Source organism: Enteractinococcus helveticum, assembly GCF_020742345.1.
Taxonomy (GTDB): domain Bacteria; phylum Actinomycetota; class Actinomycetes; order Actinomycetales; family Micrococcaceae; genus Yaniella; species Yaniella helvetica_A.
The window spans coordinates 1-14,140 of the sequence record NZ_DYXC01000101.1 but is presented as its reverse complement, the minus strand read 5'-3'; the positions used below and the strand labels follow the sequence as shown (position 1 = coordinate 14,140).

The 14,140-nt window shown below is 55.3% G+C and carries 16 protein-coding genes and 1 pseudogene; 8 read left to right on the top strand and 9 right to left on the bottom strand.

Annotated elements, in window-relative coordinates; genetic code table 11:
• From K8V32_RS09465 to serA, 4 genes and pseudogenes are all read right to left on the bottom strand, one after another.
• A pseudogene (locus tag K8V32_RS09465) lies at positions 1-270 on the bottom strand (hypothetical protein); the annotation flags it as partial.
• 65 nt (positions 271-335) lie between these two features.
• A complete protein-coding gene (locus K8V32_RS09460; protein ID WP_303906352.1) occupies positions 336-1,382 on the bottom strand; it encodes a 3-isopropylmalate dehydrogenase in 1,047 nt (348 codons plus the stop codon).
• Positions 1,383-1,396: 14 nt separating this feature from the next.
• Entirely contained in the window at positions 1,397-2,995 is a 1,599-nt protein-coding gene (gene metG / locus K8V32_RS09455) for a methionine--tRNA ligase (protein WP_303906349.1), read from the bottom strand.
• Positions 2,992-4,593, bottom strand: a complete 1,602-nt coding sequence (serA, locus tag K8V32_RS09450; protein ID WP_303906346.1) for a phosphoglycerate dehydrogenase — start codon at positions 4,591-4,593, stop codon at positions 2,992-2,994. Before serA ends, metG begins: the two co-directional genes overlap by 4 nt.
• A 361-nt stretch (positions 4,594-4,954) precedes the next feature.
• On the opposite strand from serA, the gene K8V32_RS09445 reads away from it, so the two are divergent.
• Positions 4,955-5,548: a dihydrofolate reductase family protein gene (locus tag K8V32_RS09445; protein ID WP_303906342.1), complete on the top strand. Its 594-nt coding sequence runs from the start codon at positions 4,955-4,957 to the stop codon at positions 5,546-5,548.
• 50 nt (positions 5,549-5,598) lie between these two features.
• On the opposite strand, the gene K8V32_RS09440 is transcribed toward K8V32_RS09445, so the two are convergent.
• A complete protein-coding gene (locus K8V32_RS09440) occupies positions 5,599-7,008 on the bottom strand; it encodes an FAD-binding oxidoreductase (RefSeq protein WP_303906339.1) in 1,410 nt (469 codons plus the stop codon).
• A 227-nt stretch (positions 7,009-7,235) separates the two neighbouring features.
• On the opposite strand from K8V32_RS09440, the gene K8V32_RS09435 reads away from it, so the two are divergent.
• From K8V32_RS09435 to K8V32_RS09405, 7 genes are all read left to right on the top strand, one after another.
• The gene (locus tag K8V32_RS09435) at positions 7,236-7,568 is read left to right on the top strand and encodes an ArsR/SmtB family transcription factor (RefSeq protein WP_303906335.1); all 333 of its coding nucleotides are present in this window, start codon (positions 7,236-7,238) and stop codon (positions 7,566-7,568) included.
• Positions 7,561-8,010 (top strand): SRPBCC family protein, encoded by a 450-nt coding sequence (locus K8V32_RS09430; RefSeq protein ID WP_303906333.1) that lies wholly within the window; start codon positions 7,561-7,563, stop codon positions 8,008-8,010. Before K8V32_RS09435 ends, K8V32_RS09430 begins: the two co-directional genes overlap by 8 nt.
• 283 nt (positions 8,011-8,293) lie before the next feature.
• Positions 8,294-8,755, top strand: coding sequence for an SRPBCC family protein (locus K8V32_RS09425; protein ID WP_303906330.1), 462 nt, complete (start codon positions 8,294-8,296; stop codon positions 8,753-8,755).
• A 79-nt stretch (positions 8,756-8,834) separates the two neighbouring features.
• Positions 8,835-9,206 carry a carboxymuconolactone decarboxylase family protein gene (locus K8V32_RS09420; RefSeq protein WP_303906327.1) on the top strand — a complete coding sequence of 124 codons (372 nt, stop codon included), beginning with the start codon at positions 8,835-8,837 and terminating at the stop codon, positions 9,204-9,206.
• Between the two features lie 293 nt (positions 9,207-9,499).
• On the top strand, positions 9,500-10,054 hold the full coding sequence (locus K8V32_RS09415; protein ID WP_303906324.1) for a Fic family protein: 555 nt from the start codon (positions 9,500-9,502) through the stop codon (positions 10,052-10,054).
• Positions 10,051-10,314 (top strand): hypothetical protein, encoded by a 264-nt coding sequence (locus K8V32_RS09410; protein ID WP_303906321.1) that lies wholly within the window; start codon positions 10,051-10,053, stop codon positions 10,312-10,314. The genes K8V32_RS09415 and K8V32_RS09410 overlap by 4 nt, the downstream gene beginning before the upstream one ends.
• A 345-nt stretch (positions 10,315-10,659) precedes the next feature.
• Positions 10,660-11,178, top strand: a complete 519-nt coding sequence (locus tag K8V32_RS09405) for a hypothetical protein (protein WP_303906318.1) — start codon at positions 10,660-10,662, stop codon at positions 11,176-11,178.
• Between the two features lie 99 nt (positions 11,179-11,277).
• Here K8V32_RS09405 and K8V32_RS09400 read toward each other — a convergent pair whose 3' ends face one another.
• From K8V32_RS09400 to K8V32_RS09385, 4 genes are all read right to left on the bottom strand, one after another.
• Complete coding sequence (locus tag K8V32_RS09400) at positions 11,278-11,889, bottom strand: DUF4870 domain-containing protein (RefSeq protein ID WP_303906315.1); 612 nt, start codon at positions 11,887-11,889, stop codon at positions 11,278-11,280.
• Positions 11,890-12,054: 165 nt separating this feature from the next.
• Positions 12,055-13,083 carry a ketol-acid reductoisomerase gene (gene ilvC, locus K8V32_RS09395; protein ID WP_303906312.1) on the bottom strand — a complete coding sequence of 343 codons (1,029 nt, stop codon included), beginning with the start codon at positions 13,081-13,083 and terminating at the stop codon, positions 12,055-12,057.
• A gap of 38 nt (positions 13,084-13,121) precedes the next feature.
• Positions 13,122-13,631 (bottom strand): acetolactate synthase small subunit, encoded by a 510-nt coding sequence (gene ilvN, locus K8V32_RS09390; protein WP_303906309.1) that lies wholly within the window; start codon positions 13,629-13,631, stop codon positions 13,122-13,124.
• Positions 13,632-13,634: 3 nt separating this feature from the next.
• Positions 13,635-14,140: thiamine pyrophosphate-dependent enzyme (locus K8V32_RS09385; protein ID WP_303906306.1), on the bottom strand; the 506-nt coding region annotated here is incomplete at its 5' end.

Below are 14,140 nucleotides of genomic sequence, written 5' to 3'. Positions count from 1 at the left end.
TTCAAAGATTTCCTGGGCGTAATGCAGCACGGCAGCCGCAGGGCTCAGCGACAGTGGACCGAATGGTTCAATACGAGCATTGGACCAGTTCCCGACCATGTTGAGGTATTCTCCGGCCTCAAATGCTTTGTTCTGGCCTTCGACATCGGCGGTCCATTCAATGGTCACCATGTGATCGGTGAAGTAGTGTCCAAATCCCGGGTCAGCTAGTACTTTGGCACGGTCTGCCTCTGCAAATGGCTTTGGATTGGGTTGGTATTGAAATTCCATGATTGACCTTTCTGCCGGCCCTGCCGGGCGAAAATTCTTTAAAAATGCTGCCGGGGTGTGCGTCGTCAGACTGCAGCTGCGATCGCGTCGCCCACTTCCTGGGTAGTGCGGGTGGTGTTATCGCGTGCGGCGAGGTCTTCCCATACTGCCTTATTGACTCGCAGGGCCGCATCTGCATAGCCTTCTTGTTCCAACAAAATGGCTGCCGATAGGATAGCTGCGGTTGGGTCGGCTTTCTGTTGGCCGGCGATATCTGGTGCTGAGCCGTGAACTGGCTCATACATCGATGGTGCGGTGCCGTTGATGTTCAGGTTGCCGGAAGCGGCCAGCCCAATGCCGCCGGTGACGGCAGCGGCTAGGTCGGTGACGATATCGCCGAACATGTTATCGGTCAAAATCACGTCAAAGCGGCCCGGGTCGGTGGTCAAAAAGATCATGGCGGCATCCACGTGCAGGTAATCGTGGGTGACCTGTGGGAATTCTTGGCCAACTTCATTGACGATGCGGTTCCATAGGTGACCGGCATGGACCAATACGTTGTGCTTGTGTAGCAGGGTGACGTGTTTGCGTTCCCGGCCCTGGGCGTATTCAAATGCGGCACGGACCACGCGTTCAACACCGTAGGCGGTGTTCACGGATGTTTCGTTGGCCACTTCGTTTTTGGTCCCGGTGCGCATGGAACCACCGTTGCCAACGTAGAGGCCTTCGGTGCCTTCACGAAAGACGACGAAATCAATATTTCCAGGGTTGGCTAGCGGTGAAGTGGCGCCCGGGTAGAGTACCGAGGGGCGGAAGTTCACCGCGTGGTCAAATGTAAAGCGGAGTTTGAGCAGGATCTCACGTTCCAGCAGACCAGATGGGATGCGGGTGTCATTTGGTGCAGCACCAACGGCGCCGAATAAGATCGCCTGGTGTCCGCCAATGGCCTCTAGGGTCTCATCGGTGAGCGTTTCGCCGGTTTCTAACCAGTGCTCAGCGCCCAGGTCGTATTCGGTGGTTTTGACGTTGTCTTCACCAATGGCGGCTTTGAGCACTTTGAGTGCTTCGGCGGTGACTTCGGGTCCGATGCCATCGCCTGGGATGAGGGCGAGATCTAGTACGTTGTTACTCAATATGCTCTACCTTCTTATTCGTCTTCTTCATGGCGTGGGAACACCGGAGTGGGCTTGGCGACCGGCGTGCCCGGGGCAAGCTTGTCATCCCAAGCAGCATAGGATCGTGGTCCCTGGCCCGAGCTATTCGTGCGACCGGCATCGGCCGAAGCTTCAATCCCTAGGGCATCGAGCAGCTTGGTTGCCGATTCGGGCATGACCGCCTGGATCAATAAGGCGATGCGACGGACAACTTCTAGGGTCACCCACAGCACGGTTTGCATCCGGGCTTCGTCGGTTTTGCGCAGCACCCAGGGCTGTTGTTCAGCGAAGTAGCTGTTCGTATCGTCTAAGACTTTCCATGCGGCTCCCAGGGCACGGTAGAAGTCTTGGACTTCAAAGTGCGTGCGCCAGGTTTCTAACAGGCCTGCGGCATCTGCCAGAATCTTTTCGTCTTGAGCGGTCAGCTCCCCTGGCTGTGGCACCTGGCCGTCAACGTTTTTATATACCATTGACAGGCTGCGCTGAGCCAAGTTGCCCAGGTTATTCGACAGATCAGCGTTTTTGCGACGCACTACCCCCTCGTGTGAATACGAACCATCAGCACCGAATGGGAATTCACGCAGTAAAAAGAAGCGCACGGTGTCCAGTCCGTAGCGTTCGACCCAGCCGGCCGGGTGCACTACGTTACCCAGCGATTTGGACATCTTTTCGCCCTCATTATTGAGGAAGCCGTGGATCATGACGCGCTTTGGTAGTTCGAGGCCGGCCGACATCAAAAATGCCGGCCAGAAGATGCAGTGGAACCGAGAAATATCCTTACCGATGACGTGCAGGTCAGCCGGCCAGTAGCGGGTCAGTTCGCTGTCGGCATCTGGGAAGCCAGCACCGGTGATGTAGTTGGTTAGCGCGTCCACCCACACGTACATGACGTGTTGCTTATCGGTTTTCAGCGCAGGATCGGTGGCTTGCGGGACCGGGATGCCCCAATCAAATGAGGTTCGTGAGATCGACAGATCTTCCAGTCCGTCTTCGACAAAGCGGATGACTTCATTGGCACGCGTTTGTGGGGCGATGAATCCTGGATTAGCGCGGTAGTGTGCCAGCAGTTTATCGGCGTAGTTGGACAGGCGGAAGAAATAGGATTCTTCTTCGGTCCAGGTAACCTCGGTGCCGGTTTCGGTGGCGATGCGCACGCCCTCGTCATTGACGTGGGTCTCGTCGTCGGCGAAGAAGCGCTCATCGCGCACAGAGTACCAACCCGAATAGGTATCCAGGTAGATATCCCCGTTGGCTTCCATGCGACGCCAGACCTCTTGAGCCGAGGCTTTATGGTCGTCGTCGGTGGTTCGGATGAACCGGTCGTAGGAGATGTCCAGGACGTCGTCATCCATTTTTCGAAACACATCAGCGTTACGCGTGGCCAGCTCCAAAGGGGCCAGTCCTTGCTGTTGTGCGGTCTGCTGCATTTTCTGACCGTGTTCGTCGGTTCCGGTCAGGAAGCGAACATCGTACCCGTCAAGCCGTTTGAATCGTGCCATCACATCGGTGGCGATGTATTCGTAGGCGTGGCCAATGTGCGGCTCGCCGTTTGGATAGGCGATGGCTGTTGTCAGGTAGTAGGTGGTGTTCACCGTCCGGTTTCCTCCAAATCAACCTCTGCGGTTTTGGCTGCGTGAATCGCTTCGCCCACTTGGTCCATCAGACCGGCAGGCAGTGCCGAGTCCAGGGTCAGCACGGCCAGAGCTTTGGCTCCGTCGTGGCGCAGTGCGACGTCCATGGTGGCAATGTTGATGTTGCGATCCCCCAGTTGCATACCCATGGTGCCGATAACCCCTGGCCGGTCCTGATATTCCAGAATCAACATGTGGTCGGCAATCGCGACTTCAAATTCGTAGTCGTTAATGCCTACCAGTTTCTCGATCTGTTTTGGTCCGGTCAAGGTGCCGGTCACGCTAAATTGTTGGCCATCGGCGGCAACCGACTTCACGGTGATGATGTTTCGGTAATGCGGTGAGTTCGTGGTGGTCGACAGCCGAGTCTCGATACCGCGCCCCTCAGCTAGCACTGGCGCGTTCACATATGAGACGTGGCCGGAGACGACGTCGGTGAAGACCCCTTTGAGTGCGGCAAGTTTTAGTGAATCAACGTTTCGTTCGGCCAATTCGCCGGCGACTTCGACTTCAATGGCCGAAACCGATACGCCCTTCATGACGGCCGAGAGGATGCGACCGAGTTTTTCGGTCAGTGGGATACCTGGGCGAACGTAGGGGTCGATAACACCGCCGGCAACGTTAACGGCATCTGGGACGAGTTCACCGGCCAATGCCAGGCGAACTGATTTGGCGACAGCCACTCCGGCTTTTTCTTGGGCTTCTTCGGTTGAAGCACCCAGGTGTGGGGTGACGGTGGCAGAGTCGTGTTTGAAGAATGGCAGATCTTTGGCGGGCTCGTTGACGAAGACGTCGATACCGGCACCGGCAATCAGTTCTGCATCAAGGGCGCGACCCAGGGCTTCTTCATCAATGAGGCCGCCGCGAGCAACGTTGATGACATAGGCCGAATCTTTCATCATTTGGAATTGTTCATCCGAGATCATGCCCATGGTCTCTGGGGTACGTGGCATGTGAATGGTGATAAAGTCTGAGCTTTCCAGCAGCTCGTCTAGGCTGACCAAGTGGGCACCCATTTTTTGTGCGCGGGCGGCAGTGACGTAAGGATCATAGGCCAGGATGTTCATATCAAAGGCCTTCATGCGTTCGGCCACCAATGAGCCAATACGACCCAGGCCGATGATGCCCAGGGTCTTTTCATATAGCTCGATGCCCTTATAGGCAGAGCGCTTCCACTGACCTGCCTTCAAGGATTCATTGGCTGGCGCAATGTTTCGGGCAGCGGCGAGAATATGGCCACAGGTCAGTTCGGCAGCGGAGATGATGTTGGAGGTTGGGGCGTTGACCACCATGACGCCGGCTTCGGTGGCGGATTGTGTATCGACGTTGTCGAGTCCGACTCCGGCACGTGCGATCACTTTGAGGTTCTTGGCTGCACCGATGGCTTCGGAGTCCATGAGCGTGGCCGAACGAATGAGGACGGCATCGGCGTCAGCGAGCGCTGGGAGCAACTGGTCACGGTCAGCACCATCGGTGTGGCGAATCTCGAAGTCGGATCCAAGAGCATCCATGGTGGCCGGAGAGAGTTCTTCTGCGATTAGCACTACGGGTTTGGACACGTACGACACACTTTCAATAATAGGAAATCACGGTCGTGAGCTCACATACGGCTCACCGCAACTATCTTACGGCGTTTTATTGCACGAGGTGGTACTCGGACACTCAGTGAAGCTTCTGGTCACCGAGCACCCCACCTCGCCCGGTCCAAGCTTTGATTCACCGACCGTGGCGACAACTATCAGCAATGCCGATGCCCGCATTTGCGCCATTGTCGAACAACTGTCTGTACGACGTCACAGGCCTCTGTGCTGATGGCGGAACTGACATGGCGCGTCGATCCATCACGGCTCTTGCCCGATCGCCCTCAATGCATTTGACTACGGAACTGTCAGTCATGCAACCAGCGGGGAGGGCAATGGCATGGGCAAAGTTGTCTGGGGATTTACATGTTCGATCGACGGATTTATAAGCGGCCCAGGGCACGATATGAGTTGGCTTACCTCAGCCGAAAACGCCGATACCGAGTTAACCGCTCAGCTAGCCAATGCTGTTGGGGCGATCCTTTCTGGGCGTCGGGGTTATGATGCCGCGATAGCCCAAATGGCTCAACGCGACGACCTCACCGCAGAAGCTTATGGTGGCGCATGGGAAGGCATTGAGTTCATTCTCACGCATCGGCCCGAGGAGCTTGCAACAGATCCGCGCCTCATTCAGCAGGGTGATTCGGGGCCAGGCATCGTTGCGCTGAACTGTGACATTCACGAAGCGATTCACATCGGCAAAGAAGCAGCCGGAAACAAAGATCTGCAAATTATTAGTGCCGATATAGCACGACAGGCACTTGCATATGACCTGATCGATGAACTTCAGGTCTTTGTGGCACCGGTATTTTTGGGAGATGGGACGCGCATCTTTGATGTTCCGGGTGGTCAGCGATATGACTGGCAACTTGCAGAGATCTACGACGGGGCAAGATCCAGCTTCGGGCGTGTGTACCGGCCCAAACGCAGGTAAGCCAGACCGCTGACAGGTATTTCCTGGGAGATGTCGGTTTTCCCGTTCGTCTATTCGTTGGTGGTGAAGCCAGTGGGTTCAAAAACCGCGCCGGGGTTGAGAATGTTCTGCGGATCAAATGCCTTTTTGATGCGGTGGTTCAACTCCAGCGCTTCTTTGCCAATTGAGTTCACCAACCAGGGTTGCTTGAGTCGGCCGACGCCGTGCTCGCCGGTGATCGTTCCGCCCAGTCGTACAGCCAGGTCCATCACGTCACCATAGGCACGTTGCGCTCGTTGCTGCTGCTCACTATCGGTGGGATCAACGACCAATAACGGGTGCGTGTTACCATCACCGGCATGAGCGATCACCGCAATCGGCACATTCCTCAACTGTGAGATCTCGTCAATGCCGCGGACCAAGTCCCCCAACTGGGGCAAGGGAACACCGACATCTTCTAACAACAAGGTGCCGTTCTGTTCAACCGCGGGGATGGCCATACGTCGTGCCATGATGATTGCTTCAGCTTCTTCGGCGTCCGAAGTGTGAAAAACATCTGTGGCATTATATTGCTGGCATATCGATTCGATCTGTTGGATCTCTTGAGCTGCAAGTTCTGCCGGCTCATCGGATTGAACGATTAACATCGCAGCGGCATCTCGCTCTAGTTCCATCCTGGTGAGGTCTTCGACGGCGTTAATGGTGTAATTGTCCATAAATTCCAGCATGGATGGACGCATCGTTGATGTGACCGCGAGAATCACGTCCATAGCTTCATCGAGGCTCGAGAATGTTGCGACCAGTGTTGTAGGTGGGCGTTGGGCGGGCACTAACCGAAGCGTGACCTCGGTTATCACACCCAGGGTGCCTTCACTGCCAATAAATAGTTGTGTCAGATTCAATCCAGCAACATCTTTGATCTGCGTGCCACCCAGCGAGACTTGCCTGCCGTCAGCGAGCACAACTTTCATACCCGATACGTAATCAGCGGTTACACCGTATTTCACACAACATAGTCCGCCGGCATTCGTTGCAACGTTGCCGCCGATCGAGCAAAATTCAAATGATGATGGATCGGGCGGGTACCACAAGCCATGCTCAGCTGCGGCAGCCTTGACCTCTGCGTTAAAAGCGCCCGGCTGCACCACGGCCGTCCTGGTGATGGGGTCGATCGTAATATCGCGCATGTTTTCCAGTGACAGGACGATACTGCCGTCGACGGCAGAACTTCCACCAGATAATCCTGAGCCTGCCCCGCGAGCCACCACCGGAATCGCATGTGACGCAGCGAACCGGATGGCGGCCTGCACGTCTTCCGAACTCGTCGCTCGCACGACGGCTATCGGGGTACCGGCGTCGGGATCATTGGCCCGATCGCGACGATAGTTATCAACCGTGGCTGGATTGGTGACGACCTTGCCCTCGCCTACTGTGGCGATAAGTTCCTGAATCTTTGTTGTACTAGCGAAAGATTGTTGCACCAACCTCGGTCCTTCCCACAAGAAAACTCAATAGTGACCCGGGTCACCTGCGTGGATCGTAGCACGCGCGCTGCCGCCAACGAAAGGCATGATCTCACCATTGACCCACGCACGCACCAAGCGCTACAGCTCGACTTGGAAGCCATGTACGCAACGATGGCACCCCTTGCCTGGCCCACAACACGCGAGTATCATGTAAGTTACCGCTTACGTAAGAGGTTACTTATATGACAGCAGAAGGTCGATTGAATTCCGCATTTGCCGCGTTGGCCGACCCGACACGTCGGGATATTCTGCAACGATTGCAGAACGGTCCCATGACTGTTGGTCAATTGGCGGAACATTATCCAATGAGCCGACCGGCTATTTCTCAGCATCTTGGCGTGCTTGAGAAAGCCGGTCTCATCCAACGCCGTCGTCGTGCACAGTGGATCGAGTGTGTTTTGGTAGACGACGCACTTGATGAGGTGACTTCTTGGATCGAGCAGCAACGTGCTGAATGGGCGGACCGGTTTGATCACCTCGAGGACTACCTCACCAAGGAGAAAACCGATGACTAAAACCGATATGACTCAGGGGTTCACCATGACCCGCGCATTAAATGCAACGCCGCAAGAGGTCTGGCATGCGTGGACCAATCCCGATGCAATGGCCCGATGGTGGCACCCTCGCAACACATCGACACCCCGTGAAGAGATCGAAGTTGATCTGCGTGTTGGCGGGACCTACCGCTACACCATGGTCAGCGATACTACGGGCGAGCGCTTCGTTACTGGCGGCGTCTATCTCGAACTTGACCCACCGCGGCGTCTGGTCTTGACGTGGGGTGAACCAGGAAGCGATCCACAAGATACGCCCGTGATTACGGTAAGTCTTGAACCGATGGAACGTGGCACCATGATGACGTTTGAACTGCGTGGAGTACATGGTGAAGCTGGCGACGAGTTCTTCTATGACGGGTGGGATGAAGCGCTTGACGTACTAGAGGAGCACCTCAGCTGAATCCGAGAACTACTGTTTGATGAACAGTAGGAAAATCACAGGTGTTCCGTAGCCCGGCCGAGAAGCATCCAGGGGTGCTTCTCGGCCGAGCCGCGCCATATAATTGCGAAAAATTTTGCCGGCCCGTCCGATATTTCAGACAAGCAAGGCATGAGTCAGCATCTCGAGAACTGAGTAAAGACTGCGTTAACAATTGGGCAAATGCCACTGGGCGTTGATTCGGGTTTCAACTCAGAGCAACATGTAGTCAACGTCCTATTCGGTTTCAGTACGAGGAGACACCATGCAAACTACCGATATGTCCAAAGGGTTCACAATCATTCGCTATATTCAGGCAACCCCGGAAGAAGTGTGGCATGCGTGGACCGAACCAGACGCTATTGCCCACTGGTGGCATCTACCGCTGACCTCAACACCGCGCGAAGAACTTGAATTCGATGTGCGTCCGGGCGGTTACTACATCTACACCAGCGTGCACCAGGAGACCGAGCAACGCATGACGTCAGGCGGAGTCTATAAGGAAGTCCAGCCATATGATCATCTGGTCTTCACCTGGGGTGCACCTGGTCTCAACCCAGAAGATCTACCCATCATCACCGTCCGGCTCGATCGCGTTGCTGATGGCACACACATGATTCTTGAATTTCGAGGTTTCGCTGGAGAACCAGGCGATGATTCCTACTACGACACATGGGATGTTGCGGTGGCTAACTTGAAGGCATACCTCACCCCAGCAGCCGCTTGATCTTGCGAGACACCTCAAGCCATCAGCAGGCCAACTGATAACCTGCTGATGGCTCATTTTTTGTTTAAAGGAGGATGCTGTGGAACTCAGCATGGATAAAGGCAATCAGTTTGTCCAGGACACCCAGTCACCCGAGGGTGCTGCTGCTTGGAAACGACAACTCGACGAATTTGCACCCGGTGCATCTGATTGGGTGGTCGGTGCAGTCTTTGGTGGAACCTACCAGCGCGAAGGGCTTGAACTCCGAGACCGTCAGATGTTGAATATGGCGGCACTTGCAGCCATGGGCGGCACTGAGCCGCAGCTGACCGGCCACATCAAGACCGCCGTCGACGTCGCAGGCATGACCAAAGAAGAAGTTGCCGAATGCTTCGTCCACCTGATGCCTTATATCGGCGTACCCAAAACCTTGGCCGCAATGCGCTGTATGAAAGCAGCTTTCGAAGACTAACTTCACCCGACACGAACTGAAGTGGGACTATAGCTTCTCTAGTCCCACTTTCTTACCTTAACTGGGACTAAGGGAATATCCTGGGATCTATGACAGAAGACTCCTCCCGGTCGAAGCCCTCTGAAAGCACAAGGGCGGCACTCAGATTCCTGCCACCTACCAGCAGGCTTGAGATTCCGCCTCACACCCTGGTGCTTCAAAGGTAGAGAGCTGAAAGCGGTCCACGCGAAGACAGGAAATTCACCAGTTTCCACGCATATATCCCGCCACAAATTGCAGCCTTAGAACCGTTGGTGTCTGGAGCACTTATTTCTGAGTGTGAGACGGTATTAGATGAGATTTCACGGTTAGATGCTGAGTACGGTAAGCACTTGGCACCACTATCGGGGATGATGCTCAGGACCGAAGCGATTGCAAGTTCAAAAATTCAAGATGAGCATGCAACTGTAGAAGACTATCTCAGAGCTTTTTCCGGCAACCGATCGAACCGGTCGGCACTGGCAATGGTACATGCGACAGAGGCGATTGATCATTTATTAGAAAATGGCATCAACAAGGCCAGTATTCTAGAATCTCACCGAATGCTGATGGCAGATGCAGGTCTGGAGGCCATGTATGCCGGCAAGTACCGCAAGGTGCAGAACTGGATTGCAGGTTCGGATCATTCACCACGTGGAGCATTGCATATTCCTCCACCTCCAGGCGAAGTTTCACGGCTCATGCACAATCTGATTACTTTTAGTAACCGAAATGACATACCAGTACTTGTCCAGGCATCGATAATGCATGCGCAATTTGAAAACATCCACCCTTCACGGGCGGAAACGGCAGAATCGGACGTGCCATGATCATTGCACTGTTGCGACAACGAGGGTATACGCGCTATACGACAATTCCGATTGCTGCTGCGTTTGCTTCTCGCAGGCACGACTACTTTCGCACCCTGTGGGCCTACCGCGATGGAGATGCACATCCCATCGTCCGTCTTATCGCCGAATCAAGCAGGGTTGCATCTCAGGAATCGCGAGTAACGGCTCAACGTTTAGTAGAGATGCCCGGCACCTGGGATTTCAAAGTAGGAAACCCTCGCGGCCATAGTGCGGCCTGATGGATTTGCTCCAGGTGTCTCTGACTGGGTGTGGTCGGTGCCATCGTTGGTGGAACTTACCAGCGCGAAGGACTCAGAGACCGCCGGATGCTCAACAGGCAGCCTTTGCAGTCATGGGTAGTAGAGAACCGCAAATGATTGGCCATGTTCAGACCGACGTCGTAGGCATGCCCAAAGATCCTTGGACGCACTGCGTTATATCACGAAGATGCCAACCACTGCTGCCGGGTTGCCCCGTTGCACTGGTTGGCAGACAATGGGGTTATGGCCCGTATGGGCACATCTCCCCCGCGGTCCGCCCGGTATCCAAAATCTACACCGGCTATAACGCGATGGGAGGCAGGAATGCCAGCGAAAATCTCTATCCGGTCGGCTGCAGTTGTGCTGTTTGCGGCAGGATTAGTGTTAACCAGCTGTGGCGAAGCGTCCGATGAGACACCTGAAGCCAGCGCGACACCGTCAGAGCCTGTAGTCACGGTAACCCAGACTGTCACCGAACAGCCAGATGATACTGCGTCCATTCCAGATGATTCCGATGCCGACTCAGCCCCCGGTGAAGACCCTGGAGCAGGTTTTCCCACGTCCCCAACCGATTATGCTGATGCGCTTATCGTGGCCTGGGGCCAGGGAGATAAACCTGTCATGCAGGATCTGGCTGAACCAGAAGTTGTCCAAGCCTTGGAAGAAATCAGCATGCCTGGTGGTTCGGATTGGCAACAAACCGCCAGTGATGCTGGCGCCGGTTCAACGTTTGTCACCTATACCAACACCGCTGATGGCGCCGTGGTCGAATTGCGGGTGCGAAATGCGGACGCATCCAATGGGCAGCCCAACGCGATCGCGGAAGTGAAAGTTCAAGGATAACTGCAGTCAAACGCCTGAGAGCGACATGCGCAATTGGTCTTTCGATACCCATAGCAAGAGACCAATGATGCGAGTTCAACAAGACCTCACCGCATGAACCTATATTCTGACTTCAAGAAACGGGATGGACAGTGGGTATTTCCAGGCTTGCAGGCTGCCCGCTTTGACCGCTGCGATAATGCAAAACACCACATCCAAAATCATGACCACCGGCCAGATCATCCCACCGATCAGCACCACGATAAGTACTGATGAGATCAGCAGATAGATTAGGTAACTAATCGCCCAGTTGAGTGCTGCCCGGCCCTGCTGGTTGAGTGTTTCGCTGCGATCTCGGTAGATCAACCAGATGATCAGCGGGACGAGGAAGCCCAGTATGAGGTTACCGATGTGCATCAGCACGCCCCAGAGTTTCTCATCATCGGGCGATAGTGGCCGAGGTGCAGCGTATCCGTAGGAGTATGGGGGCGATTGGTAACTACCGGAGGACTGATATGGATCAGGATAGGGCTGCATGTGCGGTGGTTCAGGCGGCGCATCGTTGGGCAGCTCGTGAATGAAATTTGCCAGCTCTGCGTGACAATTCGGGTGTTGTAGAATGACTTGCCGCAGATCCGGGCGTACCCGAGCGATGTGCCGCAGCGTTTCGGCGTCAATCTGCGGGTTTTGCAGGTCAGCAGCGGTCACGGTCGACGGGTCTACGTTATTCATGTCCTTCTCCATTACCTTTGTCTTGTCCTTGTGTGCGGTGGTTACCACGAGACCAGGGATGCGTCTTCTTTCATGGTATCGCTGCGAAAGTATTGCGGGCGTTAACACACTAACGGGGTACCGGATGGAATCCGATACCCCGTTGGCAGGTATAACGAGTCAGACTTAGCGAGCGGCGGTGCCTTCGGTGTAGTCGTCGTCGCTGTCTTGCAACCAGGAGAACATCTTGCGCAGTTCGCGGCCGGTGGCCTCGATTGGGTGCTGTTCTTCTGCTTCGCGCAGTTTCTTGAATTCAACTGCACCGTTGGCCTGGTCGTCCATGAAGCGCTTGGCAAAGGCGCCGTTTTGAACGTCTTTGAGGACTTCCTGCATGTTTTCTTTCACGCGAGCGTCAATGACACGTGGACCGGAGACGTAGTCACCGAATTCCGCGGTGTCGGAGATCGACCAGCGCTGTTTGGCTAGGCCACCTTCGACCATGAGGTCAACAATGAGTTTCAGTTCGTGCAGTACTTCGAAGTAGGCAACTTCTGGCTGGTAGCCGGCTTCGGTGAGGACTTCGAATCCAGCCTGGACCAGGTGCGATGCGCCACCGCACAGCACAGCCTGTTCACCGAACAGGTCGGTTTCGGTTTCTTCGGTGAAGGTGGTTTCGATGACACCTGCACGGGTACCGCCCACACCCTTGGCGTAGGCCAGGGCGAGGTCTTTTGCTTTGCCTGATTCGTCTTTTTCAACGGCGATCAGTGCTGGCACACCGCGGCCGGCTTCGAATTCGCGACGAACTACGTGGCCTGGGCCCTTTGGCGCAACCATGGCAACGTCGACACCTGCTGGGGCTTGGATGTAACCGTAGCGGATGTTAAAACCGTGGGCGAAGAACAGTGCGTCGCCTTCTTCAAGGTGTGGTTCGATGGATTCTTTGAATACCTGTGCCTGGTGTTGGTCTGGGACCAGGATCATGATGAGGTCAGCTTCTTTGGCTGCTTCGGCGACGGTGAGTACCTTCAGGCCTTCTGCCTCGGCTTTGGCCTTGGATTTGGAGCCTTCGGCCAGGCCGATGCGTACGTCGACACCGGAGTCACGCAGGGACAGCGAGTGGGCGTGACCCTGGGAACCGTAACCGATGACGGCTACTTTGCGGTCCTGCAATAGCGACAGGTCGGCGTCTTCGTCGTAATATTTTTTGGCCATGAGAGTTTAATTCTCCTTGGGGTGGGTATCTTGTTGGGTTATTTGGTCAATGCACGGTCGGTCATGGATTTACCGCCGCGGGCAACTGCGATGGTGCCGGAACGCACAAGTTCGCGAATGCCGAAGGGTTCGAGTACTTCCAGCAGGGCTTCCAGTTTCTGTGCTGAACCGGTGGCTTCTACTGTCACGGCGTCGGTGGATACATCGACGACGTTGGCGCGGAAGAGTTCTACAGCTTGGACTACCGATGCGCGGGTGGATGCATCGGAGCGAACCTTGACCAGGATGTGGTCGCGCTGGGAAGACTGTTCCGGGATGAGTTCAACGATTTTGATGACGTTGACAAGTTTGTTGAGTTGTTTGGTGACCTGTTCTAGGGCGTCGGCGTGGGCTTCGACAACCACGGTCATGCGTGACAGTCCTTCAACTTCTGAAGGGCCCACGGTCAGGGATTCGATGTTGAAGGCGCGGCGGGCAAAGAGTCCGGCGACCCGGGTGAGTACACCGGGGACGTCTTGGACCAGTACCGAAAGAGTGTGGCGTTGCATGTCTTAGTCCTCCTCGTCCCATTCCGGGGTCATGTCCCGGGCTACTTGAATTTGGTCGTTCGATACTCCGGATGGCACCATCGGCCAGACCATTGAGTCGGCGGAAACCACGAAGTCGATCACGACAGGACGGTCGTTGATTTCCATGGCTTTGCGGATGGCCGGGGCGATCTCGTCTTCGGTTTCCACGCGGATACCTACGGCACCGTAAGCATCAGCGAGTTTAACGAAGTCTGGCACGCGAATCGTATCGGCACCAGTGTTGAGATCGGTGTTGGAATACCGGGAGTCATAGAACAGGGTCTGCCATTGGCGGACCATGCCCAGTGAGGAGTTGTTGATCAACGCGACCTTGATGGGGATCTTGTTGATCACACAGGTGGCCAATTCTTGGTTGGTCATCTGGAAGCAGCCGTCGCCGTCGATGGCCCAGACGGCGCGGTCTGGTGCACCGATTTGAGCACCCATGGCTGCTGGAATAGCAAAGCCCATGGTGCCAAGCCCGGCGG